Here is a 22,707-nt window from a genome sequence, read left to right as displayed (position 1 = left end):
ACTGTCGTGGATAGCACCGCTTGCCGGCACGATGAAGGATTTGCTTGATGGGCGTGGACTACGGCCCGGACGGCCCGCGACGGCTATTTGACGGCGCTGACCAGCTTCTCTTCGCCGGCAAGAATGGAGACCCAGTGCCCGGTGTCGTCGCTCGCCTGCCTTTTCAGATAGCGATACGGCGTCTGGTTCCAGAGACGAACCTTGTCGACAAGATTGTCGAGGATGAAGTCGCCCTTGTCGGTACGCACCGTCAGCACGGCATGGCCTTCGCCGTCCGGCTTGCGAACCACCGTCATCAGGAGATTGGCTATGGCAATGCCCAGGCTGTTGAGCTCACGCCGCTTCTCCAGCGCGTAATCCTCGCAATCGCCGAAGCCATTGTCCGGATAGGCCCACCATTCCTCCTTGCCGTAATTGTCCATGTCGCTCATCGGCTTGACGCGCGCGTTGACCGAAAGGTTTACGGCGCTGATCTCCCGCGACAGCCTGGCGGTCAAGCGTGCCGGCTCGCTGTCGGGTGAACGGATCGAGCACTCGGCGGAATGGATCTTGCAAAAATCATAGTGGCCGATCGGCTGGGAGGTCGAGCCGCCGATAACCATGGAGACGGGAGCCGTGTAGGCGGAACTCGCCGCCGAACAGAAAGCAATCAGGCCAATCGCAAGCCCCAGCCCCTTCGCCTTCCGGCGCCAACCCATCGAGGATGCCATCCGGCCCCGCCCATCTGTTTTGTTAACAGAACGTTAAGGGCGGATATTGCCGGGAGTCAATGAAGGCGTGCGATCACATCTTCGGGCATGGGTTGATGCTCTCCTGGCGGTTGCAGCCGCGCAACACCGGAGGCGTGCCGGTCCGGCCTAGACAAGCCACCCCATCGCCACGCCCATCAGCAGGACGACCCCGAGCACACCGCGACAGATAACGAAAGGCCATGCGGAGAAGCGTTCCAGCACGCGCATCAGGCCCCAGATGGCGAAAAAGGCCGATATCGAAGCCACGAGCAGTCCCAGACCGAGAACCGACCATCCATGGGCATCGAGATGCACCTTGTGCAGCTCCCATAATTCCTTGAGGCCGGCAAGCGCGATGGCCGGCAACCCGAGCAGGAACGAGAAACGGGCTGCCTCCGCCCGCTTGAAGCCAAGCCCCAGTGCCGCCGTCAGGGTCGAGCCGGAACGGGAAACACCGGGTATCAAGGCACCGATCTGCGCGATGCCGACCAGCAATGCATCGGCCCGCGACGCGTCGGCCATGGTGCGCCGATGGCGGGCAAGGATTTCAGCCAGCCCCAGCAGGACCGCCATGACGATGCAGGCCCAGCCAATTACTGTCAGGCTGCGCAACGGCGAATTGCAGGCGTTGAGAACGCCCGAGAGCGCCCCGCCGGCGATGACGATGGGGATCGTCGCCAGCACGATCCACAGCGCCAGACGGAAATGCCGGTCGGCAAAATCACGACGCGTGAGAGCGGCGAGTGACCCGAACAAAAGATCCCTTACGTCGCCCCAGAAATAGCTGACCACGGCGGCAAGGGCCGCCAGTTGCATGGCGGCGGAGAAAGCGGAGCCCGGATCCTGCCATCCAAGCACGGCCGGCACGATGCGCATATGGGCGGTCGAGGAAATCGGCAGCAGTTCTGTGATGCCTTGCACCAGGCCGAGGAATGCGACCTTGGCAAATCCAAGGCCGACAAAGCCCGTGTCGACGCCTTGCGTGCAGATATCAGCCATGTCGGGTTCCATGCGGGAGGGATCGGACTAGCGAAGGCATCGATGGCGATCGGTGCCCGGCAAGCCATATCGTCATGTAGCGTAGAATCAATTTACGGATTTGTAAGCTGGCGCCGCCGCGTCAGGCGCGCACGGTTCAACCCGGCCCGAAGGGCCGGCGATGCTCCCATGGGTGGAGGTTGGCAAGACGATTACGGGCAAAGCCAAAGTTTCTGGCAGGTCCTGGCAATCACATGCGCGGGCGGCACGACAGGCTCCTCCGCGGATGGCCGGCGAGCCCGTTCGAGCAGCATGCGCACCTGTTCCGGGCGCACACGGTCACGCTCCATCACAAGCAGGACCATCGGATCGCTCAAAAGCTCGTCCAGGGTGCTGATGCTGTCGTTCATCCGTCGTCTCCTCGAATGCCGGGCCCGCGACGCTTAGATAGGGTGACAAAGATGGCCCGCCAATGACGCTTTGCCGGCTATCGCGTGTCTCGTTGGGCTATTTTTTGGTCATCCTGGGGCACGTCCTCCTGTTGACGGGAAGGAGGAAGCCTAGGCCGGCGGAGCGCCTTCATATTGCGGCAGGCCGTCGTCCAGCATCACCCAGGGCTGTTTCGAGGTGGTCCAGATATGCATCTGGGGCCTGAACAGCGACGGGTCGTCGAGCGAACCGGTCGTAAGGCCGATGATGCCGGCGGAATCGCGCCGCGAAAACATCGTCGTTCCGCAGTTCGGGCAAAAACCGCGCTTGAGATCCGGCGAGGTGTTGACCGTGGCCAACGGACCCTCGACCGTCACATCATCGATGCGGAACAGAACGCGCGCGTTGAAGGCCGCGCCGATCGCCTTCTGGCAGAGCCGGCAATGACAGATGCGCTCGTTGATGGGGTCGGCGTCGGTGCGGTAGCGCACCGCCCTGCATAGGCATCCGCCCTCATATTTTGCCATCGTCTGGATCCATTGGTGGAGTGAACAGGCGGCAAGGTAGCGGCGAGACCGATTGGGTCAATTGAAAAGCTTTGATACAAGGTCATCGATTATCGTGATGTGGCAGGATCGTCATGACAGCGGACATCGAAACAATCGGCATTGCGGCTCTGTTCGGACCGCCCTCGCCCGCCCGCGACCGCTGCGACGCCAGGATCATGGCCGCCGCCGCTGGCATCGGTTTCATGGCGGTTCGGGATTTTCCCGGCGATGACTGGCTGACGCCGGACAAGCGCGCGCAAGTGCTGCGCATCTTTTCGCTTCCCGACGCCGAGAAGCAGAAACTGCTGCGCTGGAATTTCGATCACACGAAGAAGAATTTCTACCGCGGCTGGTTTCCGCTGCAGCCGCAAGCCGTTTCCTACAAGGAAGGTATCGACATGGGGCCGGACCTTGCCGACGCGGCGCGACTGTCAGCCTCCGACGATCCCTTGTGCGAGCCGACACCACTGCCGGCCGAAAATGCGCTGCCAGGCTGGCGTACCGCCGCAGCCGACTACTATCGCGCGATGGAGACGGTCGGCACCATGCTGATGCGGTCGATCGCCCGCGGGCTTGGCCTGCCTGAACTGATCTTCGATGCCTATTTCGACGGCGGCATCTCCACGCTGCGCCTGATCCGCTATCCCCTGCGTGACGCCGGCGTCGATACCGGCGGGCCGGAGTTTTCGGTGATCCACAAGGGCGAGACGCGCACCATCATCGGCCGCGAACATGCCGATTCAGGCTTCGTCACTTTGCTGGCGCAGGACGGCGTCGAGGGCTTGCAAGCGAAGAACCTCGCCGGCGAATGGATCGACGTGCCTCCAGCCAACGGCACGCTGGCGGTCAATTTCGGCCAGTTGCTGGAACACTGGACCGGCGGCCGCGTGCGGGCGACACGGCACCGGGTCATTGCGCCGAAAACGGTGCGGTTCTCTATACCGTTCTTCTACGAGCCGCGTGTCGATGCGGAGATATCGCCTCTGCCGTTGGACGACGCCGAACCGTTCGAGCCGTTTCTCTACGGTGACTATCTCTGGGAGTCGGCGACGAACTTCGTCGAGATGAGCGGCATCAAGCATCTGAGGCAGCCGCGCCGAGCCAAGGCTTCCTGAAAAACTCGCCGGCCGTCTCGCTGGAGACGGCCGGCGGAGATGGTAGGGGTCATTCGGCTTCGCCGACCACCTCGTCCCAGCTCTTCACCTTGGTCTCACCGTTGAGGAACGGCAGCGCGGCGGCCGTCAGTTCCGGGGCGAAGAAGACGTCGTAGTGGGTGCGGTTGGGCAGGATCGCCAGACGGTTCTGCGACAGGTTCTCGCGCATCCAGCCGGCATCCTTCAGACCACCGCCGAGCATCTGGTAGAACTTGATCTCATGCTCAGGCTTGTACATGTCGCTGTCGCCGTAAGCGAGCATGACCGGCATCTTCAGCTTGGGAACATCGGCCGAGAAGTCGTAGTTCTGGCGCATGAAATTGCCGAGCGCGTCGAGCAGTTTCGGGAAGTCTTCCGGATGCGGCGCGACGGCGACGTAGGATTTGTACATCGGCGTGTCTTTCATGAACGCCGCCGCGGCGGCGCTCACCTGCGCCTGCTGCGGGCGCATCTCATCGTAAAAGCCGTCGGCCGCATAGCCTGTCGAGACAAGGACCAGCCGGCGCACAGCCTCGGGATGCTGGACCGCCATGCGGAAAGCAACGCCGCCGCCGAGCGAATAGCCCATGACGTCGACCTTGTCGTAACCGAGTGCCTTGACGATACCGGCCATGTCGTCGCCGATCGCCTCCAGGCTGAATGGCCGGTCGCCAAGCGCCGTGCGGCCGTGCCCCTGCAGGTCGACCCCGATGACGGTGCGGTTTTCGGCAAGCTTGGGCAAGATCGGCGCGAACATATCGAAGGAGCCGAGGCCGCCATGCAGCAGAAGCAGCGGCTCACCCTTCCCATAGACGGCGTAATAGTAGTTCACGCCGTTGATCGGCAGCAGGCCGGATTTTTGCGGCTTCGGCAGTGTTGTCGTTTCGGTCGTCATGGCAGGCTTTGACTCCTCTGTGTTGGCTGGGCCCGACGCAGCCACCAAGGCTGCGAGCGAGGCAAGAATGGCGATAAAAGTCGATCTGGACATGTCGGGTCTCCTCCGGTTCTGCCCAAGGACGAGCGAACACGGCGCGGGCCGACATGGTCTGTGGAAATTTTGTCTGGCGAGGATCAGCCAGGCATTGTCGGTCGGCTAAAAACTGCGCGTCAGTGGCGCTTGGCTTGCACCAGATAGGCGTCGATGTCTGACTCGCCGAGCCACTTGGCTGCCTCCAGACGATGCAGTCCTTCGACAAGTATGTGCCGCTTCCCGTCATGGCGGACCTGGATCGGCGTCTTCATGCCGTTTTCCAGTATATCCTCGGCCAGATGCCGGACGGTTTCGGGGTGCAGCGTCTTCTTGCGCGCGGTGGGCACGTAGATATCGTCGACCTTGACCTTTTGCACCCTGAGCATGCCTGTCCCCGTGGCGGAACCGCCGCCGCCCTCTGAGATAGTCCGTTTGCTGAGCGCGGCCAAGGGTGCGGCTAACGAATGCTGGCATGATCGTTTCCATTTGACGCCTGGCCGGCGGATCGCCGAAATGGCGCCTCCGATGGGCCAGGGCTTCATGATCAACCTGCCGACCGAATTTCCCGATTTCGGGCTGACGCCCGAGCAACGCCGCCACGCGGTGCGCGGTCACTATTACGAATGGCCGGGCATGGATGGCGAGCGCGGCGAGATCTGGTGCTACAGCGACCGATTTTCGTATCGTGCCGGCGAAACCGTGACGCTGCATGTCAGTTCCACGGCTCCGTCCTTCGGCATGACCATCGTTCGGGACGGCGGCGCCGAGACGAGGGCGTTCGAGAAATCGGGCATCGCATCGCGCTGGCAGGACAGTCCGGACCAATGCTCGGCAGAAGGCTGCGGCTGGGAAGCCTCCTATGAATTCCGTGTGGAAAACGACTGGCCGTCCGGCGCCTACCGCGTGACCCTGACCGCCGACGGACGCGACGGCAAGCCGATCCGATCCCACCATCTGTTCATTGTCAGCCCGCAGCCAGGCAAGAAGCCCGGCCGTGTTCTGCAGGTGGCGGCGACGGGCACCTGGCTTGCCTACAATACCTGGGGCGGCTCCAACCACTATCAGGGCATCACCGGGCCCGACCGCAACCAGTACTCGCCCATCGTGTCGACGCAGCGCCCCTGGTGCCGCGGCTTCGTCGTGCTGCCCGGGGATGCGCCGCGCGTGCCGTTGGAGATCGCGGTGCCGCCGAAGACCGCGCCGCGCTATCCGCACATGGAATGGGCGCTCGCCACCGGCCATTCGAAGAAATACGCTTCGTCGGGCTGGGCCAGCTACGACAGCCATTTTTTTCGCTTTGCCGAACGGGCTGGTTACGATGTCGACCTGACAAGCCAGCACGATCTGCATTTTTCGCCCGAGATTCTCGACGGATATGACTGCGCGGTCTTCGTCGGCCACGACGAATACTGGACCTGGGAAATGCGCGATGCGGTCGACTTCTATGTCGAGCGCGGCGGCCATGCGGCGCGCTTTGCCGGCAATTTCATGTGGCAGACCCGGCTGGAGGACGAAGGCCTCCGGCAGGTTTGCTACAAATACCGCGCCCGGGCCGAGGATCCCGCCTATCGCGGCGGCGACGTGACACGCGCCACCAATTCCTGGGAAGCGCCCGAAATCGGCCGGCCGGGTTCGGCGACCTTCGGGCTCAACGCCACACGTGGTGTCTATGCCGGCTGGGGTGGCTGCGCGCCACGTGGCATACGCGGCTTTCCGGTCTATCGGCCCGAGCACTGGGCCTTCGCCGGCACCGGCATCTATTACGGCGACCTGCTCGGCGCCGACGGCCATGTCTATGGCTATGAGGTCGACGGGCTCGATTTCGAGATACGCGGCGGCCTGCCCCATCCGACCGCGACCAGCGGCGCGCCTGACGGCCTGCAAGTTCTCGCCGTCGGCATGGCCAGCCAGGTCGAAGAAAGCGCCGACATTCCGATCGAGGACCAGTTCCTCACCGACGAGGATGGCCGCTTCACCGCCGAAACTTTGTTCGGCGAGGCGAGCGACGCCAATCTCGAAAAGGTCAAACGCGGCAATGGCATGATCGTCAATTTTGCACGCGGCAAGGGCGAGGTGTTCCACGCCGGAAGCTGCGAATGGGTCGCCGGTCTGCTAAGACAGGACCCGATGGTCGAACGCGTCACCCAGAATGTCCTCGACCGCTATCTTGGAAAGTCCTGACATGTCGAAAGTCCAGCCTGCCGTTCAAGACACTGACGCCCGGCGCCAATCGCATCTGTTCTATCTCTCCAGCCTGCGCCGGCCGCTGATCGACCGCGCCGAAGGTATCTACATGTGGACGCAGGATGGCCGCCGTTTCATCGACGGATCGAGCGGCCCGATGGTCGCCAATATCGGCCATTCCAACCGCAATGTGCTCGATGCGATGAAGCGGCAGATGGACCGCGCCACCTTCGCCTACCGGCTGCATTTCGAGAACGAGCCGGCGGAAGAACTGGCGCGAGAACTGGCTGGAAAATTGCCGGAAGGAATGGACCGCATCTTCTTCGTCTCCGGCGGTTCCGAAGCGACGGAATCCTGCATCAAGCTGGCACGGCAATGGGCTGTCGCGACCGGCCAGGCCAGCCGCTGGAAAGTGATCACCCGCTTTCCTTCCTATCATGGCGGGACGCTGGGTTCGCTGTCGATCACCGGCGACGACGCGCTGGCCGAGACTTTCACACCGATGATGCGGGTGATGCCGACCGTGCCGGCACCGACCGCCTGGCGCGACCGCGACAATCTCTCGATGGAGCAGCGCGGCGTCCGCTATGCCGACATGCTGGAGGAAAAGATCCTTGCCGAAGGTCCTGAAAGCGTCGTCGCCTTCATCATGGAGCCGATCGGCGGCGCCGCGACCGCGGCCCTGGTGGCGCCGGACAGCTATTACGCCCGCATCCGCGAGATCTGCGATCGCTACGGCATCCTGCTCATCCATGACGAGGTGATGAGCGGTGCCGGCCGCACCGGCAGATTCCTCGGCGGCGACCACTGGAACTGCAAGCCTGATATCGTCGCGCTGTCGAAGGGGCTCGGCTCGGGTTATGCGCCACTCGGCGCGCTGGCGGCGCCGATGCGACTGGTCGAGCCGCTGCTCGCGTCAGGCGGTTTCCAGCATGGCCATACCTATGCCGGCAATCCGCTGGCCTGCGCCGCCGGGCTTGCGGTGCTGGGCGAAATGGACCGGCTCGACCTGATCGCCAACGCGGCTGCCATGGGCGACGTGCTGATGGACGGGCTGAAGGGGCTGGCCAAGCGCTTCCCGTTCATCGCTGACGTGCGCGGCAAGGGCTTGCTCACTGGTGCCGAAATGGTCGCCGATCCCGATACGCTAAGGCCAATCGACCAAGGCAAGAAGGCGACGCAGCGGCTGCTCGACCTCGCCTATGAGCGCGGGCTGATCATCTATGGCCGCAGGGTCAAGGGCGGCGTCGACGGCGACAATTTCATGGTGGCGCCGCCGATGATCGTCACCAGCGAGCAAGTTGGCGAGATCATCTCCATCATCGGTGACTCGCTGGAGATTCTCGCCTCCGAGCTAGACCTGCCGGTCGAAAGCCGGGGATAGAGCAAAATGGCACCGCGTAAAGTCATCATCACCTGCGCCGTCACCGGCTCGGTACACACGCCGTCGATGTCGCCCTATCTGCCGGTGACGCCGGACCAGATTGCCGCGGATGCCATCGCCGCGGCCGAGGCCGGCGCCTCGATCCTGCATCTGCATGCCCGCGACCCAAAGGACGGGCGGCCGACCGCCGATCCCGATGTGTTCATGCAGTTCCTGCCGCGCATCAAGCAGGCGACCGATGCGGTGATCAACATCACCACCGGCGGCTCCTCGCTAATGACGCTCGACCAGCGGTTGGCGGCGCCGCTTCGGGCCCAGCCCGAAATGTGCTCGCTCAATATGGGTTCGATGAATTTCGCGCTGTTCCCGATGCTCGAAAAGCCAAGGGAATGGCAGCACGAATGGGAACCGAAGCTGCTCGAAGCCACGCGCGACACCATCTTCAAGAACACCTTCGCCGACATGGAAGGCGTGCTCGAGCGGCTGGGCAAAGGCTGCGGCACCCGCTTCGAATTCGAGTGCTACGATGTCGGCCACCTCTATTCACTGGCGCATTTCCGCGACCGGGGGCTGGTGTCGGGGCCGCTGTTCATCCAGTTCGTGCTGGGCATCCTGGGCGGAATCGGCGCCGACCCTGACAATCTCGTCCATATGAAGCGCATTGCCGACAAATTGTTCGGCGACAGCTACCAGTTCTCGGTGCTCGCCGCCGGCCGGAACCAGATGCCGCTGATCTCGATCGCAGCCGCGATGGGCGGCAATGTGCGTGTCGGGCTGGAAGACAGCCTCTACGATGGCCGCCAGCTGGCGAAATCCAACGCCGACCAGGTGCGCCGCATCCGTGGCATTCTTGACGGGCTTTCTCTGGAGATTGCCACACCTACGGAAGCGCGCGACATGCTGGCGCTCAAGGGCGGTGACCGGGTGGCGTTTTGACGAGATGACAGCGCCTGTGATGAGTGCGATCCTCCTCCGCCCCGGCACCATCGATGATGTCGAAACCATCCACGCGGCGATCCTGAAACTCGGCACCCATATCGGTGCGCCCGAGGAAATCATCGCGACGGCGGACGATCTCAGAACCTGGGGCTTCGGCGAAAGGCCCGCCTTCTCGACCCTGATCGCCGAAGTCGATGGCGAATTCGCCGGACTTTGCCTGCATTTCCCGATCTTCTCGACATGGATGGGCCGGCCTGGCGTCTATGTGCAGGACCTCTATGTCGAGGACCGGTTCCGTGGCCGCAAGATCGGCGAGCGCCTGCTGCGGCGCGTGGCGGCCGAGTGCCGCAAGCATGGCGGGGTCTATCTCAGGTTGTCCGTCGATACCGACAATGAGGGCGCCAAGGCCTTTTACGAGAGGCTGGGCATTGCCTGGTCGAGTTACGAGCAGACGCAGAAAATCATCGGCGAGGCCTTTTTCGCCTTCGCCGACGCGCCGGAAAATGGGGAGCAGGAATGAAAGCCTTCTATGCGCAGGAGCAGAAGCGGCACGACCCCAAGGCCTTTCTTTCCAGCGGCGCGGCGCAGCCCAACCCGGAAAAACCGGAACGCGTCGAAAGATTGTTAGCCGGCGCAAAGTCCGCCGGCTGCACGATCGAGCGGCCGCGCGATCACGGCCTCGGTCCGGTCTCGGCGGTGCACACGCCCGAATATCTCGACTTTCTCGAACATATTTTCGAACGCTGGCAGCGCATCGCTGGCGCATCGGCCGAGGTCATCCCCAATATCCATCCGATCGCCCGCAACGGCTCCTATCCGGCCTCCGCCGTCGGCCAGGCCGGCTATCACATGGCTGACACCGCTTGCCCGATCTCAGGCGAGACATGGCAAAGTGCACTGTGGAGCGCCTGGAGCGCGGTCGAGGCGGCGGAAACGGTGGTGGCAGGCGCTTCCGGCGCCTATGCCCTATGCCGCCCGCCCGGCCACCACGCCTTTGCCGATGTCGCCGGCGGCTTCTGCTTCATCAACAACTCAGCCGTTGCGGCACAAATACTGCGCAAACAGGCGGCCCGCGTGGCGATCCTTGATGTCGACCTGCATCACGGCAACGGGACGCAAGGCATTTTTTATGCGCGACCTGATGTGCTGACGGTGTCGCTGCATGCCGATCCGGTGCGGTTCTACCCGTTCTTCTGGGGCCACGCCGACGAGCGCGGTGAAGGTCCCGGACTTGGCTACAATTTCAACCTGCCGCTGCCGCGGAAATCCGCGGATGCGGCGTTTCTGGAAGCGCTCGGCGTGGCGTTCCAGCGTATCCGCGCCTTCTCTCCCGATGCGCTGGTCGTGGCGCTCGGCCTCGACGCGTTCGAAGGCGATCCGTTCGGCGGGCTCTCGGTGACGACGCCGGGCTTTTCTCGCATCGGCGAGGCGATCGCCGGGCTTGGCCTGCCGACGGTCATCGTCCAGGAGGGCGGCTATCTCTGTGATGCGCTCGGCGACAATCTCACCGCCTTCCTCACCGGTTTTGGCGGCAAGGCGCGGTGACAATGCAAGCTCGCGTCAGGGGCGTTGCTGCCTGAGCATGGCAATCACCCGGTGAACGCTCTCAAGCGTCTCGTCGATTTCGGACGCCGTATTGTAGTGCGCGATGCCGATGCGCACGACGCCCTGATCGGCAGGAATGCCGAGCTGGTGGACGATCTCCCAGGCATAGTTGTGGCCCGACCACAGGAAGATGTTTTCGGCGTTCATCTGCCTCACGATCGTTTCGGGCACTATGCCGTCCACGGTGAAGGAGACAGTCGGCACACGATCGCCGAGCCGTTTCGGATCGGTGATGCCATGGACGGACAGGCCTGAAATGTCGGACAGCCCATCGATCAGCCTTTGTGCCAGCGGGTTTTCATAGGCGATGGAAACTTCGAACGCCTTGGCAATCCTGCGCCTTCTCGACCCGTCCTCGCCGGCCGACGTGCCGAGTGCGGCAAAATAGTCGACCGAGGCCGTGAGCCCGGCCATCAGTTCGATCTGCGGCGTGCCGAGTTCGAAACGCTCTGGCAGTCCGTTCGAGGAACAGCGGCATTTATAGGCTTTCAAACCATCGATAACGTCGCGCCGGCCCCACAATATGCCCATATGCGGACCGAAGAACTTGTAGGCCGAGCAGATCAAAAAATCGCAGCCGAGCTCCTGCACGTCGATCAGGCCATGCGGCGCGAATTGCACGGCATCGACATAGACCAGCGCTCCGGCGTTTTTTGCAAGTTGGGTCAAGGACTTGACCCTGTTGATCGAGCCGGTGAGATTGCTGGCGTAGTTCAACGCCACCAGCCGAGTCTTCCCGGACAACAGACTTGCCAGCGTCGCCTCCTCGATCTGCCAGGTCTTTTCGTCGAACGGCAGCCAGTGCACGACGAGGCCAAGGTCCTCAGCCAGTTGCAGCCAGGGCGACACATTGCCCTCATGGTCCATGCGGGTGAGGATGATTTCGTCACCGGGCTTCATCGTGCGGCCGAGCGTTCGCGACATATGATAGGTCAGCGTCGTCATGTTGGCGCCGATGATGATTTCCTGCGGGCTTGCCGCACCGAGGAAATCGGCCATCGCCTGATGCGCCTCGTCGACGACCTGCTGCGCCGCGATCGTCGTTTCAAAATGGCCGCCGAGATTGGCGTTGGTCGTCAAAAGGCAGCGCGAGACCGCGTCGGCCACGGCCTGAGGCACCTGCGTGCCGGCAGGATTGTCGAGATAGATACGTCGGCGTCCTTTGTCGGTCAGCGAGAGAGCGGGAAATTTTCCACGCACGGCCTCGATCGAAAAGTCCACCATTGTCTCCACCCCTTTGCTGTTACTCGACAATTCCGCCCCCGGGATCGGTCACGGACAGGGATTGCCGACCCTCTGGTGAACGGCATCCACCGCCTTCTGCATTTCTTCGGTCCAGACGACATCCACCGAGGACAGCGCCATTTCCAGTTGGGAAATGGTCGTCGCGCCGATGATGTTGGAGGTCACGAAGGGCCGGCTCGAGACATAGGCATTGGCGAACAACGCCGGCTCCAGACCGAAAGAGCGCGCCAGCTCATTGTATTCGAGTTGCGCTTCGGCGGCATTGGGCGTCTCATAACGCTGACCGCGATTGAACAGTTGCGAGCGCGAGCCCTGCGGGCGGGCGCCGTGATCGTATTTGCCGGTCAGATAACCCTGTGCAAGCGGCGAATAGGCAAGCAGCGACACCCCTTCGCGCTCGCAAATCTCGGCGAGGTTCACCTCGAAGGTGCGGTTGACGAGGTTGTAGGCGTTCTGGATCGAGGCGACGCGCGGACCGATCTCTTTGCCGGCCTCTGCGAGGAAGCGCATCACGCCCCACGAACTCTCGTTCGAAAGGCCGAAATGGCGGATTTTTCCTGTCTTCACCAGTTCCTCGAACACCGCGAGCGTCTCGGCGATAGGCGTTTCGCCGACTGGTGCGCCGACAGAATCGGCACGCCGCGCCACCGCCCCGATGCGCGTCGGGTTGGCACCCCAGGGGATGTCTCGTTCCGGCCAATGGATTTGATAAAGGTCGAGATAGTCCGTGCCGAGCTTGGCCAGCGACTTGTCGATGGCATCAAAGATATCGGCCCGTACCAACTGAGAGGGCCGGTTGCCGCGAAACCAGGCATTGGCCGTGCGACCGACAACCTTTGAGGCAAGGATCACCTTGTCGCGATTGCCCTTGGCCTTCATCCAGCTGCCGATGATCGTCTCGGTCCGTCCTTGCGTCTCCGCCTTGGGCGGGATCGGATAAAGTTCGGCGGTGTCGATGAAATTGACGCCACGCGAGAAGGCCAGGTCCATCTGGGCATGGCCCTCGGCCTCGGTGTTTTGCTGGCCCCAGGTCATCGAACCGAGGCAAATCTGGGTAACAAGAAGATCGGTTCGGCCGAGACGGCGTTTGTGCATCGAATTCTGCTCCGGAGGGAAGGTATGCGCGGCTGCGCGGAGAGGAATTCGCATCTTATAGGAAAAGCGGAGGCGCTCTCCAAGCCTCGCCGGGCCGACTTTTGCGTGAGCAGAGGCGGTTAGCGGCGTGCGGCGGCCACGGCGCGGCGCTTGGCCTCGTCGATCAGCATATTGGCGATCTGCATGCGGATCATGGCGCGCTGGCGCAGATGCGGGGCAACGCGGTCGGGATGATTGGCGAAAGCAAAGCTGCGGCGCATGCGACCGAAATCGGCAGCGTTCTTGGGCTGATCCAATCCCAGTTCGACCGCAATCGATTCAGGATCGATTGGCGGTAATTTTTCTTCCGGCTTCGGCTCTTCGCCAGCCAGGGCGAGCCTGGCCTGTTCAAGCAAGGCGGCAAATTCGCTGGCCAGATCGACACCAGCCTCGCGATATTCCGCGGCGGATACCTTGATGCGGCCGGAATGGAGTTCATCGGCGACCGAGAGATAGTCGAACGGGATGGATGGGCGCGCGCCGGTCTCCTCGCCCTCGCTGCCGTCGCCTTTGTCGGAGGCAACGAAGAGGTCGTCGAGCAACGAAGCGAAATCACGCTTGGCGCTGGTAGCGATGTCAGCCTCCCCTTGCCTGACTGTCTGGATTACCGAGCATAGAACCGGCTCGTTAAAAATACATGCCACCGGTCTTAACGAATTTAGCCGTTGCGAGGATTGCTATCGAGGATCAATGCTCCCCAAACAAAAGCCGGACTGCACCTTCATGCAGTCCGGAATTCGCCGGCGAGGAAAGACTGGCCATGTGCCAGCTTCGAAGCCTACGACTGGCGCGGCGCAGAAGTCTCATCGGGCCCGCAATAAAATTCGAAAAAAATCATCCGGGCATGGCAGGCATGCAAATGCTGCAATGCACAATCTTCACGATTCACCTATACTGTCTGGCGTGGAGGACCAATCAGGAGCCTGAAACATGGGTTTCTTCACGGAAATGTTCGCCCGGCCGCGCCCGCAGGAACATCAGAGATATCGCGCGGCGCTCGCCTTGCTTCATTCGATGAGCAATGCCGAGCGTGCCGACATCGGCGTCAAGCCCGCCGATTTCCCGCGCATCGCCCGCGAAATGTCCATCCGCTAAGCAGGTGCGAGATGTCCCGGATCGATCCAGGACATCTCAATTCCTCAACGCGATCCCAGGAACGTCGCCTTGCCAAGCGGCACGCCATTGTGGCGAAGGATGTCGTAGGCGGTGGTGAGGTGGAAATAGAAGTTGGGCATGGCCACATGCAGCAGATACTGCATGCCGCGCAATGTCGTTTCCCGGCCCGCCAGCTTCAACTCGATCATCCTGTCATCCGACCCGTCGATATCGGCTGCCGAAAAAGTCGCCAAATAGGCGACCGTCTTGGCGATCCTCGCTTCGAGTTCGGCAAAGCTTGCTTCATTGTCCTCGTATTTCGGCACTTCGCGGCCGGCCAGCCGTGACGGCGCGCCCTTGGCATGGTCGGTTGCGATCTGCACCTGCCGGGTCAGCGCGAACATGTCGGGCGCAAGCCGCGCCGTCAAAAACACCTGCGGGTCGATCTTGCGGTCAAGCGCATTCTGTTCGGCTGCCGCCAGCACACTGGAAAGTGCCTTCAGCCTGGCTGAAAACACGGGCACGGATGCCTCATACATCGATATCGTCACGTCAGATCTCCTGTCCGGCAGGAACGCCGGCGGGAGGACCTAGCGCCCTCAAGCCCGATTTTTCAAGCTGAAGCCGCACGGCGTCACCACGTCGCCGCAATCGCCATGGTAGAATTTTCGTTATCGAGCGGAGATTCCCGATGAGACGCGCCCTTCTCGCAGCGACTGCCCTTCTCTCCCTTGCCACGACAGGCCAGACGGCATTGGCCGCCAGCGATACACCCGAAGCGCCTTACGTCGATGATCGGTCGAGCGCGGATGCGGTCGTCCGCTCTCTCTACAGCGCCATCAACCGGCATGAATTCGCGCGCGCCTGGGGCTACTACGGCGATACAAAGCCGGCAAAGGATTTCGATACATTCGTCAAGGGTTATGACGGCACCGACAGGGTGGAGGTCAGGACCGGTCCGATTTCGGACGAGGGCGCGGCGGGCAGCATCTATTACAACGTCCCGGTCGCCATCCAGGCAACCGACAAGAAGGGCGAAGCGAAGGTTTTCGCCGGCTGCTACACGCTGCGCCAGGTCAATGCCCAGATCCAGGCGCCACCCTTCCAGCCGATCTTCATCGACAAGGGCGCGCTGAAGCCCTCCACCGCCGATCTCGACGAGGCGTTGCCGCCAAGCTGCGGCGACGGTCCGCCGCCGCCGAAGAAGGATACCGCGCTGGAACAGGCCAAGAAGGCCTTCCTCGCGACCTATGGCGATCAGTGCGACAAGGATCTTTTGGCCAATGAGCCGGAGGTCTTTTCGATCAAATACAAGGACAAGAATGCTCAGCCGGGCGACCCGGACAAGGAAACCCGCCTGTTCCACTTCTCCTGCTCGGCCGCCGCCTACAATGAAAGCTCAGTTTATTACATGACCGACGAGGTGGACGTTGTCAGGCAATTGCAGTTCGCCGAACCCCAGACCGATATACGCTACGAGAATAATGACAGCGAAGGCAAGCTGTTGAGTGTAACGGTAATCGGCTTCCAGACCACAGGATGGGCGGTCAATTCCGACTATGACCAGGACGCCCACACGATCACCACGTTCAACAAATGGCGCGGCGTCGGCGATGCTTCGGACGCCGGGACGTATCTGTTCCGCAACGGCGATTTTTCGCTGGTTCAGTATGACGTCGACGCGTCCTATGACGGCGAGGAGAATCCGCAGACCATTGTCGACTACAACACCGCGCCTTAGAGCGGTCCACACATTGGCCTTTACGGCGCCTTCGACAGCATCCAATTGAGCGTGCCGCGCCAGTCGACCATGCGGATCGGCGTGCCGTGGGTACCGGTTTCGAAGCGGACGAAGCGGGTCGGATAGGTTTTTGATTTCGCAAGGATGGAGCGGAAGAACGCTTCCTGGCTGGCCACGGGAAAGACCACGTCATGGCTGCCCTGGCCAAAGAACACCGGCACGCGACGCTTGAAGGCGGGACTTGCGAGAAAACCCTCGTCCCACAGCGATCCGAGCAGCAGCAGTCCATTCACGCGGCCGCCAGTATCCTTGCGTGCGGCAAGCTTCCAGCACAGCGCGCCACCCATCGAGCCGCAGGCGACGAAGATTTTCGCGCCCGGGGACTGTTCGGCATAGTGATCGATCAGGGCGGCGACCAGTGCTGCGCCCTTATCGCCGAAATCAGGAAAATCCGGAGAGATGTAGAGCCCGCCATTGCCGGCCATCAGATTCTTGAGGCGGTTGAAATTGCCGCCGAAGGTGAAGTCGTCGACGCCTTGCTTACGGCTGCCGCCCTGCCCGTGCAGATAGAGCACGATGATCGCGGCCCCTTGCGTCTTGCCGACGGCGACATGCCTGACATCGCCGGCGTCCGTCTTCAGCATCAAATCCTGCTGCACCTTGCGCACGCCGGTGTCGGTGTACTGGGCATGTACGCGCTTTTCCGGCACCTCGTCGCGCTGGTTGATGTCGCGCATCTCGCGGTAGTCGAGGACCGTGTAGGCGCCGTTGCTGTCGGATGAGAGCGTCGCCGGATAGGTGAAGACATCGTCCTTGAACGGTTTTAGCGTGAGAGCATCAGCGTGAGCAGCGATTGGAAACAAGAAGGATATTGCAAGCAGAAATGCAGGGAAAGCGCGAGGCGCCCCCCTCTGGCCTGCCGGCCATCTCCCCCTCAAGGGGGGAGATTGGCAACGTCCATCCCTGCACCCTTTCTCCAGCATCGACGATTGGCGAAAGCCGTCGTCATGTCCGATCTCCCCCCCTGAGGGGGAGATGTCCGGCAGGACAGAGGGGGGTAAGCGGCGGCGAAGTAAGAAAGTGAAGGCCATGCCATCAGGCATGCGAAATTCGACCTCTATTTGTCAATCCTGCAGCACGCCGCCTGCGCCTTCCAGCGCCTCTCGGGTGTCGACGTCGACGGATGCGCCCTCGCCGATCTCGACATCGATGACATCGAGCCCCTCGGCCTCGACCAGATGGCGTGCGCCGGTGTCGCCTTCGAGATGGGTGATAGCCGCGAACAGCGAACGCGGCAGGAGCACCGGATTGCCGCGTTTGCCTTCATGCGAGGCGCGGACCACTGAGTTGCCGCCGGCCCGGCGGAAGGCATTGATGAGCCTGTCAAGGTCGTCGGATGCGACACCCGGCATATCTCCCAGAACGATCATCGCACCAGCGATGTCCTCGGGGAGATAGGCAGTACCGGCCTTCAGCGAGGTCGACAGGCCATCGGCAAAATCGGGATTGTCGGCGAAGGTGACGTCGAGGCCCGACAATGCCGCGCGTACCCGCTCGCGCTGATGGCCGGTGACGACAATCGTGCCTGAAGCCTTCGAGGCGAGAGCGCGTTCGGTGGTGCGGCGCACCAGCGGTTGACCGTCGAACAGCGCCATCAGCTTGTTCGGTCCGCCCATGCGGCTCGACCGGCCCGCCGCCAGAAGCACGATCCCGACCTTGAGCCGGTTTTTGGCCGGCAGCGGCTCGCGCGGCTGCGGCCGCGTCGGTATCTCCATCAGCAGGCCGCCGACACCCATGCCGGCGATGTCGCGCGCGGTGACATCGAGGCCTGCAATCAACCGGTCGAGTACCCAGTCGAAGCCGTTTTCCTTGGGGCTGCGGGCGCAGCCAGGCGCGCCGATGACGCGCTTGCCGCCGAGTGTGCCGAGCACAAGCAGATTGCCGGGATCGACAGGCATGCCCGCGCGGATGACGGTACCGCCCGCCCTCTCGATCGCCGCCGGAACGACGTCGGCGAAATCGCTCATGGCTGAAGCCCCGAAGATCACCACCATGTCGTTGTCGCGCGCAAGCGCGATGGCGGCCTCGGCGACAGGGCCGATCTCATGCGGCGTGCGGAGCTCCGCCGTCAGCCTGCCGCCCGATCGCGCCAGCCGGGCTTCGGTGACGCGCAACGTTTTGTCGAGCACAGTTGGTTTGGTACCCGGCAGCACCGTCTGAATGACACCGACACGCACCGGCTGATAGGCGTTGACGGCAAAAATTTCGACGCCGGCGCAGATTTTCACCACGGCGTCGACCAACGCGGAAGAGACCGCGAAGGGAATGATCTTCACTGTCGCGACCATCTGGCCCTTTTCGACCGGCGAGTGCCGGGCCAGCGTGGCGATGGTGATGGCGGGATCGACGGCATTGATGGCGTCGATGACAGCTGCGTTGACCGTGAAGATACCAGCCGCCTTGGCGTGGAGATTGACCCGACCGGTGGCGGCGGGCTTCGCCTCGATGCCGCCAAAGGTCATGCTCTGCGCAATTGTTTGCGCCGCGGCGTCCTCACCGAGATCGTCAGGGGCCAGCACGGCCGCGACGACCTGCAGGATACCCGCCCCTTTGAGTATGGAGACATCTTCGGCGCTCAGCCTGTGCGCCTTGCGAAACCGCTTTTCGCCCGCCGTGGTGGCATGCGCCAACACCGCCCCCTCAGCGGCCTCGATCGGTATCGGACCAAATTTCACGCCGCCGCGCCCTTCACATCGAGACCGCGCGAGCGGAAGGCAAGGATGGTCTGCGCGAGAATGGCGACGGCGATTTCGGCGGGGCTTGCCGCCCCGATGTCCAGCCCGATCGGCGCGTGGATACGCGCGATCTGGTCGGCACTCGCGCCCAACGCCAGCAGGCGCTCGACGCGCTTGGCATGCGTCTTGCGGCTGCCAAGTGCCCCGACATAGAAGCAGTTGGCGTCGAGTGCCGCCTTCAGCGCGAAATCATCGATCTTCGGGTCATGGGTGACAGCGGCGAGCGCGGTGTAACTGTCGAGCGGCTGGCGCTCCAGCACATCCTGCGGCCAGTCGGCATGCAACGCGACGTCGGGAAACCGGTCTGATGTGGCGAAGGCGGTCCGCGGATCGATGATCTCCAGGGGATAGCCGGCGATCCGGGCCATCGGCGCGAGCGCCTGGCTGATATGGACGGCGCCGATCACCACCAGGCGCGGCTGCGGCAGATGCGCATTGAGAAAAAAGCTCCGTCCTTCCGCCTCGACGGAGCCGGAATTACCGGACCGAAACGCCTTGGCGATCGCCGCTCCGAGATCGCCAGCGACCTGATCGCCCTCCCGCACGATACGATCGCGACCGTCACCGAGATCTGTGACGAGGATCGCCGCGCGGCGGGCGCGTCGTTCGGCATTGAGCGTCTTCAGCGCGTAGGGATCCATCCGAGGTCAGCCCAATCGCTCAACATAAACCTTGATGCGGCCGCCACAGGACAGGCCAACCTGCCAGGCCGTCTCGTCGGCAACACCGAACTCCAGCATCCTGGCCTTGCCGGAGCCGATGACGTCGACCGCCTCGGTCACGACGGCGCCCTCGACGCACCCACCCGAAACGGATCCGTGGAAATTGCCATCGGCATCGATGACAAGGTGGCTGCCGACCGGGCGTGGCGCCGAACCCCAGGTCTCGACCACGGTCGCGATAGCCACATCCTTGCCGTCCTTCATCCAGGTTTCCGCGATGATCAGCGGGTCGCGGGCCTCATCGAGATACATGCTGTCGCTCATCGTTGCTTCTCTCAGGGTCTGTTTTTCCAGGGAACCAGGAAACATATGGCTATGCGGCGTGCCTCGCGCCAGCACCCATCCACCGCCGCGGATCGACCGAAAGCGCCGATTTTTTGTCGAGCGAGGCGCAGAGATCGGCGAGCGCTTCGAGATTGTGCACCGAGCGGAATTCGTCGACATGCGGCAGCATCGCCTTGACGCCTCGGGCGCGCGCCTGAAAACCATCGAAGCGCAACAACGGATTCAGCCATATCAGCCGCCGGCAGGATTTGTGCAGCCGCTCCATCTCTTCCGACAAGCCCATGACGTCGTCGCGCTCCAGCCCGTCGGTGATCAAAAGCACCACCGCGCCCTGTCCCAGCACGCGCCGCGACCATACAAGGTTGAACTCGGCCAGCGTATCGCCGATGCGCGTGCCGCCCGACCAGTCCTTGACCGCCGCCGAGCAATCGGCAAGGGCGGCATCGGGATCGCGGTGGCGCATCTGCCGGGTCAAATTGGTCAGCCGCGTGCCGAAGACGAAGGTGTGCACGCGCCGGCGCTTTTCCGTCAGCGCATGCAGGAAATGCAGGAAGATGCGCGTGTACTGGCTCATCGAACCGGAAATGTCGGCCAGTACCACCAGCGGCGGGTGTGTTTCGCGGACCGAGCGGAATTTCGGCAGGATCAGTTCACCGCCGGTGCGCGCCGCCGAGCGCATCATGGCGCGTGGATCGATGCGGCGGCCGTGCGCATCAGCTTTGAAGCGCCTGGTCCGCACCATATCGAAAGGCAATCGCAGCTCGGCGATAGCCTTCCTGGCGTCCGCCATCTCGGCTGCATTCATCTGCGCGAAATCCTTGCCCCGCAACACCTCGTTGCCGGAAAAGGTGAAGCGGGCGTCGACCTCGATCTCAGGGACTTCCTGCGGTGGTTGCTTTTTCTGGTGGCTCTCGAACATCGCCTGGCTGACGCGGTTTTCGGCCGCGCGCGGCTTCTGCTTCTGCCTGACGTCAGGCGCCACCGGCGAAAACATCGCCAGCAGCTTCTCGATCAGTTCGCGCGATTTCCAGAACAGCCTGAAGGCTTCGTCGAAGGTGGCGTGATCCTCATGGCGCGAGACCAGCACGGCGTGCAGCGTCCAGTAAAAATCATCGCGCGAGCCGATGCCGGCGACGAGCACCGCCTCGATCGCATCCTTGACCGAGGCCGGTCCGACCCGCATGCCGGCCTTGCGCAAGGTGCGGGCGAAATAGACGATGTTGTCGGCGATCCGCCCGTCCTCGGTCGCCTCTCTGGGGTCGGGACGCGAAGCCTTCATTCCCCTACTCCGCCGCCGCGAGCTCGGCCTTGACCTCGTCGAGGATGCGCCGGCCCTCACCCGCACCGATGCGGGCAATGTCGTCCTGGTATTTCAGCAGCACGCCGATCGTGTCGGACACGGTCTCCGGATCGAGCGCCACCTTGTCGAGTTCGGTCAGTGCACCGGCCCAGTCAATGGTTTCGGCGACGCCAGGTACCTTGAACAGGTCGAGTTGGCGCAGCTTCTGGATGAAGGAGACCACTTCGGCCGAAAGCCGCTGGTTGGCCCGAGGCACCTTGCGGCGCACGATCTCCAGCTCGCGTTCCGCATTGGGATAGTCGACCCAGTGATAGAGGCAGCGCCGCTTCAGCGCGTCGTGGATCTCGCGCGTGCGATTGGTGGTGATGATGACGATCGGCGGCTCTTCCGCCTTGATCGTGCCGAGTTCAGGCACCGTCACCTGGAAGTCGGAGAGAATTTCGAGCAGGAAGGCCTCGAAGGCTTCGTCAGTACGGTCGAGCTCGTCGATCAAGAAGACCGGGGCGGCGCCCGTCTTGCCGGTCAGCGCATCGAGCACCGGGCGGCGGACCAGGTATTTTTCGGAGAAGACGTTGCGCTCCATGGCGGAGCGGTCGACCGTTCCGGCTGCCTCCTCCATGCGGATCTCGATCATCTGCGCGGCGTAATTCCACTCATAGACGGCCGAGGAGACGTCGAGCCCCTCATAGCACTGCAGTCGGATCAGCCGGCGGCCAAGCGCCTCGGCCAACACCTTGGCGATCTCGGTCTTGCCGACGCCGGCCTCCCCCTCGAGGAAAAGCGGCCGTTTCATGCGCAGCGACAGGAAAAGTACCGTGGCCAGCGACCGGTCCGCGACATAGTCCGCGCCGGTCAGGAGATCGAGCGTCTCGTCGATCGTCCGCGGCACGGGGCGCGGTTTCAAGTCGCTCATTCTTTCTCCGTGGGTGCGACCGCCCCACTTTCCAGGACGTGGTAGCCGCGCGCGTGGTAGATCAGCGGCCGCAAATTATCGCCCATGCGAAGGCCTGTCACCTTGCCAAAAAGCACACGATGGGTGGCCAGGTCCTTGGTGTCGATCAACTCGCAATCGAAAACGGCGAGCGCGCCCTTCAGCGTCGGCGCGCCGGTGGAAATCACGTCCCACTCGCCAAGCGCGAAACGCTCTTCGACCGGCAACCCAGTCATACCGGAGAATCCAATCGACAGCGGCTCCTGGTGCGAAGCCAGCGTGTTCAAGGCAAACCTGCCGTTCTTCACGAACGGCTCGTTTTTGGGGTTTTCACGGTTGAGGCAGACCAGGATGGTCGGCGGCGTGTCCGACACGGAACAAGCCGCGATCACCGTCGCGCCACGCTTGCCGGCGGGTCCGTCGGTGGTCACTACATGAACGTGACCGGCAAAATGGCTCATCGCGTCGCGATAGGCCTGCGGTCCAATATCGTTTATCTTCAGCACTGGAGATTTCCACAGCCAAAACCTGAACTGTTATATATGGCCAGACATCACA

25 protein-coding genes are annotated in these 22,707 nt (G+C 62.8%); 8 read left to right on the top strand and 17 right to left on the bottom strand.

The window, feature by feature from the left end; all coding sequences use genetic code 11:
* Positions 1-83: 83 nt before the first annotated feature.
* The 4 genes from O7A70_RS29185 to O7A70_RS29170 form a co-directional block, all read right to left on the bottom strand.
* Positions 84-710: a transglutaminase-like cysteine peptidase gene (locus O7A70_RS29185; RefSeq protein WP_337107028.1), complete on the bottom strand. Its 627-nt coding sequence runs from the start codon at positions 708-710 to the stop codon at positions 84-86.
* Between the two features lie 147 nt (positions 711-857).
* A complete protein-coding gene (locus O7A70_RS29180) occupies positions 858-1,730 on the bottom strand; it encodes an undecaprenyl-diphosphate phosphatase (RefSeq protein WP_337143426.1) in 873 nt (290 codons plus the stop codon).
* Between the two features lie 191 nt (positions 1,731-1,921).
* The gene (locus O7A70_RS29175) at positions 1,922-2,119 is read right to left on the bottom strand and encodes a hypothetical protein (protein ID WP_140506309.1); all 198 of its coding nucleotides are present in this window, start codon (positions 2,117-2,119) and stop codon (positions 1,922-1,924) included.
* 150 nt (positions 2,120-2,269) lie between these two features.
* Complete coding sequence (locus tag O7A70_RS29170) at positions 2,270-2,665, bottom strand: GFA family protein (protein WP_337107030.1); 396 nt, start codon at positions 2,663-2,665, stop codon at positions 2,270-2,272.
* A 113-nt stretch (positions 2,666-2,778) separates the two neighbouring features.
* Here O7A70_RS29170 and O7A70_RS29165 point away from each other — a divergent pair, with 113 nt between their 5' ends.
* On the top strand, positions 2,779-3,801 hold the full coding sequence (locus tag O7A70_RS29165) for an isopenicillin N synthase family dioxygenase (RefSeq protein WP_337143425.1): 1,023 nt from the start codon (positions 2,779-2,781) through the stop codon (positions 3,799-3,801).
* Positions 3,802-3,850: 49 nt separating this feature from the next.
* On the opposite strand, the gene O7A70_RS29160 is transcribed toward O7A70_RS29165, so the two are convergent.
* Together O7A70_RS29160 and O7A70_RS29155 are read right to left on the bottom strand one after the other, a co-directional pair.
* Positions 3,851-4,807 (bottom strand): alpha/beta fold hydrolase, encoded by a 957-nt coding sequence (locus O7A70_RS29160; protein ID WP_337143424.1) that lies wholly within the window; start codon positions 4,805-4,807, stop codon positions 3,851-3,853.
* Between the two features lie 119 nt (positions 4,808-4,926).
* A complete protein-coding gene (locus O7A70_RS29155; protein ID WP_337143423.1) occupies positions 4,927-5,175 on the bottom strand; it encodes a ParB N-terminal domain-containing protein in 249 nt (82 codons plus the stop codon).
* A 154-nt stretch (positions 5,176-5,329) separates the two neighbouring features.
* Between O7A70_RS29155 and O7A70_RS29150 the strand changes: the two genes are divergently transcribed.
* From O7A70_RS29150 to O7A70_RS29130, 5 genes are read left to right on the top strand one after another with little or no spacing between them, the layout of a single operon-like run.
* Positions 5,330-6,970, top strand: a complete 1,641-nt coding sequence (locus O7A70_RS29150) for a N,N-dimethylformamidase beta subunit family domain-containing protein (protein WP_337143437.1) — start codon at positions 5,330-5,332, stop codon at positions 6,968-6,970.
* A gap of 1 nt (position 6,971) precedes the next feature.
* Complete coding sequence (locus O7A70_RS29145) at positions 6,972-8,357, top strand: aminotransferase family protein (RefSeq protein ID WP_337143422.1); 1,386 nt, start codon at positions 6,972-6,974, stop codon at positions 8,355-8,357.
* Between the two features lie 6 nt (positions 8,358-8,363).
* Positions 8,364-9,293, top strand: a complete 930-nt coding sequence (locus O7A70_RS29140; RefSeq protein ID WP_337143421.1) for a 3-keto-5-aminohexanoate cleavage protein — start codon at positions 8,364-8,366, stop codon at positions 9,291-9,293.
* Between the two features lie 19 nt (positions 9,294-9,312).
* Positions 9,313-9,816: a GNAT family N-acetyltransferase gene (locus O7A70_RS29135; RefSeq protein ID WP_337143420.1), complete on the top strand. Its 504-nt coding sequence runs from the start codon at positions 9,313-9,315 to the stop codon at positions 9,814-9,816.
* Positions 9,813-10,841, top strand: a complete 1,029-nt coding sequence (locus O7A70_RS29130; protein WP_337143419.1) for a histone deacetylase family protein — start codon at positions 9,813-9,815, stop codon at positions 10,839-10,841. Before O7A70_RS29135 ends, O7A70_RS29130 begins: the two co-directional genes overlap by 4 nt.
* 15 nt (positions 10,842-10,856) lie before the next feature.
* On the opposite strand, the gene O7A70_RS29125 is transcribed toward O7A70_RS29130, so the two are convergent.
* The 3 genes from O7A70_RS29125 to O7A70_RS29115 form a co-directional block, all read right to left on the bottom strand.
* On the bottom strand, positions 10,857-12,125 hold the full coding sequence (locus O7A70_RS29125; RefSeq protein WP_337143418.1) for a cysteine desulfurase-like protein: 1,269 nt from the start codon (positions 12,123-12,125) through the stop codon (positions 10,857-10,859).
* A gap of 48 nt (positions 12,126-12,173) precedes the next feature.
* The gene (locus O7A70_RS29120) at positions 12,174-13,241 is read right to left on the bottom strand and encodes an aldo/keto reductase (RefSeq protein ID WP_337143417.1); all 1,068 of its coding nucleotides are present in this window, start codon (positions 13,239-13,241) and stop codon (positions 12,174-12,176) included.
* Positions 13,242-13,360: 119 nt separating this feature from the next.
* Positions 13,361-13,822: a hypothetical protein gene (locus O7A70_RS29115; protein ID WP_337143416.1), complete on the bottom strand. Its 462-nt coding sequence runs from the start codon at positions 13,820-13,822 to the stop codon at positions 13,361-13,363.
* A 388-nt stretch (positions 13,823-14,210) separates the two neighbouring features.
* Between O7A70_RS29115 and O7A70_RS29110 the strand changes: the two genes are divergently transcribed.
* Entirely contained in the window at positions 14,211-14,375 is a 165-nt protein-coding gene (locus O7A70_RS29110; protein WP_084636818.1) for a hypothetical protein, read from the top strand.
* Between the two features lie 44 nt (positions 14,376-14,419).
* Here the strand turns inward: O7A70_RS29110 and O7A70_RS29105 are convergent, their stop codons facing one another.
* Positions 14,420-14,926 carry a DUF1993 domain-containing protein gene (locus O7A70_RS29105; RefSeq protein WP_140506332.1) on the bottom strand — a complete coding sequence of 169 codons (507 nt, stop codon included), beginning with the start codon at positions 14,924-14,926 and terminating at the stop codon, positions 14,420-14,422.
* Between the two features lie 140 nt (positions 14,927-15,066).
* Between O7A70_RS29105 and O7A70_RS29100 the strand changes: the two genes are divergently transcribed.
* Positions 15,067-16,116, top strand: a complete 1,050-nt coding sequence (locus O7A70_RS29100; protein ID WP_337143415.1) for a DUF1176 domain-containing protein — start codon at positions 15,067-15,069, stop codon at positions 16,114-16,116.
* Positions 16,117-16,136: 20 nt separating this feature from the next.
* Here O7A70_RS29100 and O7A70_RS29095 read toward each other — a convergent pair whose 3' ends face one another.
* The 7 genes from O7A70_RS29095 to O7A70_RS29065 all read right to left on the bottom strand — a co-directional run bounded on the left by O7A70_RS29095 (position 16,137) and on the right by O7A70_RS29065 (position 22,655).
* The gene (locus tag O7A70_RS29095) at positions 16,137-16,988 is read right to left on the bottom strand and encodes an alpha/beta hydrolase (RefSeq protein ID WP_337143436.1); all 852 of its coding nucleotides are present in this window, start codon (positions 16,986-16,988) and stop codon (positions 16,137-16,139) included.
* 252 nt (positions 16,989-17,240) lie between these two features.
* Positions 17,241-18,851: a molybdopterin-binding/glycosyltransferase family 2 protein gene (locus O7A70_RS29090; RefSeq protein ID WP_337143414.1), complete on the bottom strand. Its 1,611-nt coding sequence runs from the start codon at positions 18,849-18,851 to the stop codon at positions 17,241-17,243.
* The gene (locus O7A70_RS29085; protein ID WP_337143413.1) at positions 18,848-19,552 is read right to left on the bottom strand and encodes an XdhC family protein; all 705 of its coding nucleotides are present in this window, start codon (positions 19,550-19,552) and stop codon (positions 18,848-18,850) included. Before O7A70_RS29085 ends, O7A70_RS29090 begins: the two co-directional genes overlap by 4 nt.
* A gap of 6 nt (positions 19,553-19,558) precedes the next feature.
* Positions 19,559-19,897: an XdhC family protein gene (locus O7A70_RS29080; RefSeq protein WP_337143412.1), complete on the bottom strand. Its 339-nt coding sequence runs from the start codon at positions 19,895-19,897 to the stop codon at positions 19,559-19,561.
* A 49-nt stretch (positions 19,898-19,946) separates the two neighbouring features.
* Positions 19,947-21,197: a vWA domain-containing protein gene (locus tag O7A70_RS29075; protein ID WP_337143411.1), complete on the bottom strand. Its 1,251-nt coding sequence runs from the start codon at positions 21,195-21,197 to the stop codon at positions 19,947-19,949.
* 4 nt (positions 21,198-21,201) lie between these two features.
* The gene (locus tag O7A70_RS29070; RefSeq protein ID WP_337143410.1) at positions 21,202-22,131 is read right to left on the bottom strand and encodes an AAA family ATPase; all 930 of its coding nucleotides are present in this window, start codon (positions 22,129-22,131) and stop codon (positions 21,202-21,204) included.
* Positions 22,128-22,655 (bottom strand): flavin reductase, encoded by a 528-nt coding sequence (locus tag O7A70_RS29065; RefSeq protein WP_337143409.1) that lies wholly within the window; start codon positions 22,653-22,655, stop codon positions 22,128-22,130. Before O7A70_RS29065 ends, O7A70_RS29070 begins: the two co-directional genes overlap by 4 nt.
* Between the last annotated feature and the right edge of the window lie 52 nt (positions 22,656-22,707).

The organism is Mesorhizobium sp. Cs1299R1N1 (assembly GCF_037179655.1).
GTDB classification, from domain to species: Bacteria; Pseudomonadota; Alphaproteobacteria; order Rhizobiales; family Rhizobiaceae; genus Mesorhizobium; species Mesorhizobium salmacidum.
This window is presented reverse-complemented; position numbering and strand designations above follow the sequence as displayed.

Coding starts and splice junctions, on each gene's coding strand:
- O7A70_RS29185 (WP_337107028.1), bottom strand. CDS start 710: ATGGCATCCTCGATGGGTTGGCGCCGGAAGGCGAAGGGGCTGGGGCTT.
- O7A70_RS29180 (WP_337143426.1), bottom strand. CDS start 1,730: ATGGCTGATATCTGCACGCAAGGCGTCGACACGGGCTTTGTCGGCCTT.
- O7A70_RS29175 (WP_140506309.1), bottom strand. CDS start 2,119: ATGAACGACAGCATCAGCACCCTGGACGAGCTTTTGAGCGATCCGATG.
- O7A70_RS29170 (WP_337107030.1), bottom strand. CDS start 2,665: ATGGCAAAATATGAGGGCGGATGCCTATGCAGGGCGGTGCGCTACCGC.
- O7A70_RS29165 (WP_337143425.1), top strand. CDS start 2,779: ATGACAGCGGACATCGAAACAATCGGCATTGCGGCTCTGTTCGGACCG.
- O7A70_RS29160 (WP_337143424.1), bottom strand. CDS start 4,807: ATGTCCAGATCGACTTTTATCGCCATTCTTGCCTCGCTCGCAGCCTTG.
- O7A70_RS29155 (WP_337143423.1), bottom strand. CDS start 5,175: ATGCTCAGGGTGCAAAAGGTCAAGGTCGACGATATCTACGTGCCCACC.
- O7A70_RS29150 (WP_337143437.1), top strand. CDS start 5,330: ATGATCAACCTGCCGACCGAATTTCCCGATTTCGGGCTGACGCCCGAG.
- O7A70_RS29145 (WP_337143422.1), top strand. CDS start 6,972: ATGTCGAAAGTCCAGCCTGCCGTTCAAGACACTGACGCCCGGCGCCAA.
- O7A70_RS29140 (WP_337143421.1), top strand. CDS start 8,364: ATGGCACCGCGTAAAGTCATCATCACCTGCGCCGTCACCGGCTCGGTA.
- O7A70_RS29135 (WP_337143420.1), top strand. CDS start 9,313: ATGAGTGCGATCCTCCTCCGCCCCGGCACCATCGATGATGTCGAAACC.
- O7A70_RS29130 (WP_337143419.1), top strand. CDS start 9,813: ATGAAAGCCTTCTATGCGCAGGAGCAGAAGCGGCACGACCCCAAGGCC.
- O7A70_RS29125 (WP_337143418.1), bottom strand. CDS start 12,125: ATGGTGGACTTTTCGATCGAGGCCGTGCGTGGAAAATTTCCCGCTCTC.
- O7A70_RS29120 (WP_337143417.1), bottom strand. CDS start 13,241: ATGCACAAACGCCGTCTCGGCCGAACCGATCTTCTTGTTACCCAGATT.
- O7A70_RS29110 (WP_084636818.1), top strand. CDS start 14,211: ATGGGTTTCTTCACGGAAATGTTCGCCCGGCCGCGCCCGCAGGAACAT.
- O7A70_RS29100 (WP_337143415.1), top strand. CDS start 15,067: ATGAGACGCGCCCTTCTCGCAGCGACTGCCCTTCTCTCCCTTGCCACG.
- O7A70_RS29085 (WP_337143413.1), bottom strand. CDS start 19,552: ATGGATCCCTACGCGCTGAAGACGCTCAATGCCGAACGACGCGCCCGC.
- O7A70_RS29080 (WP_337143412.1), bottom strand. CDS start 19,897: ATGAGCGACAGCATGTATCTCGATGAGGCCCGCGACCCGCTGATCATC.
- O7A70_RS29075 (WP_337143411.1), bottom strand. CDS start 21,197: ATGAAGGCTTCGCGTCCCGACCCCAGAGAGGCGACCGAGGACGGGCGG.
- O7A70_RS29070 (WP_337143410.1), bottom strand. CDS start 22,131: ATGAGCGACTTGAAACCGCGCCCCGTGCCGCGGACGATCGACGAGACG.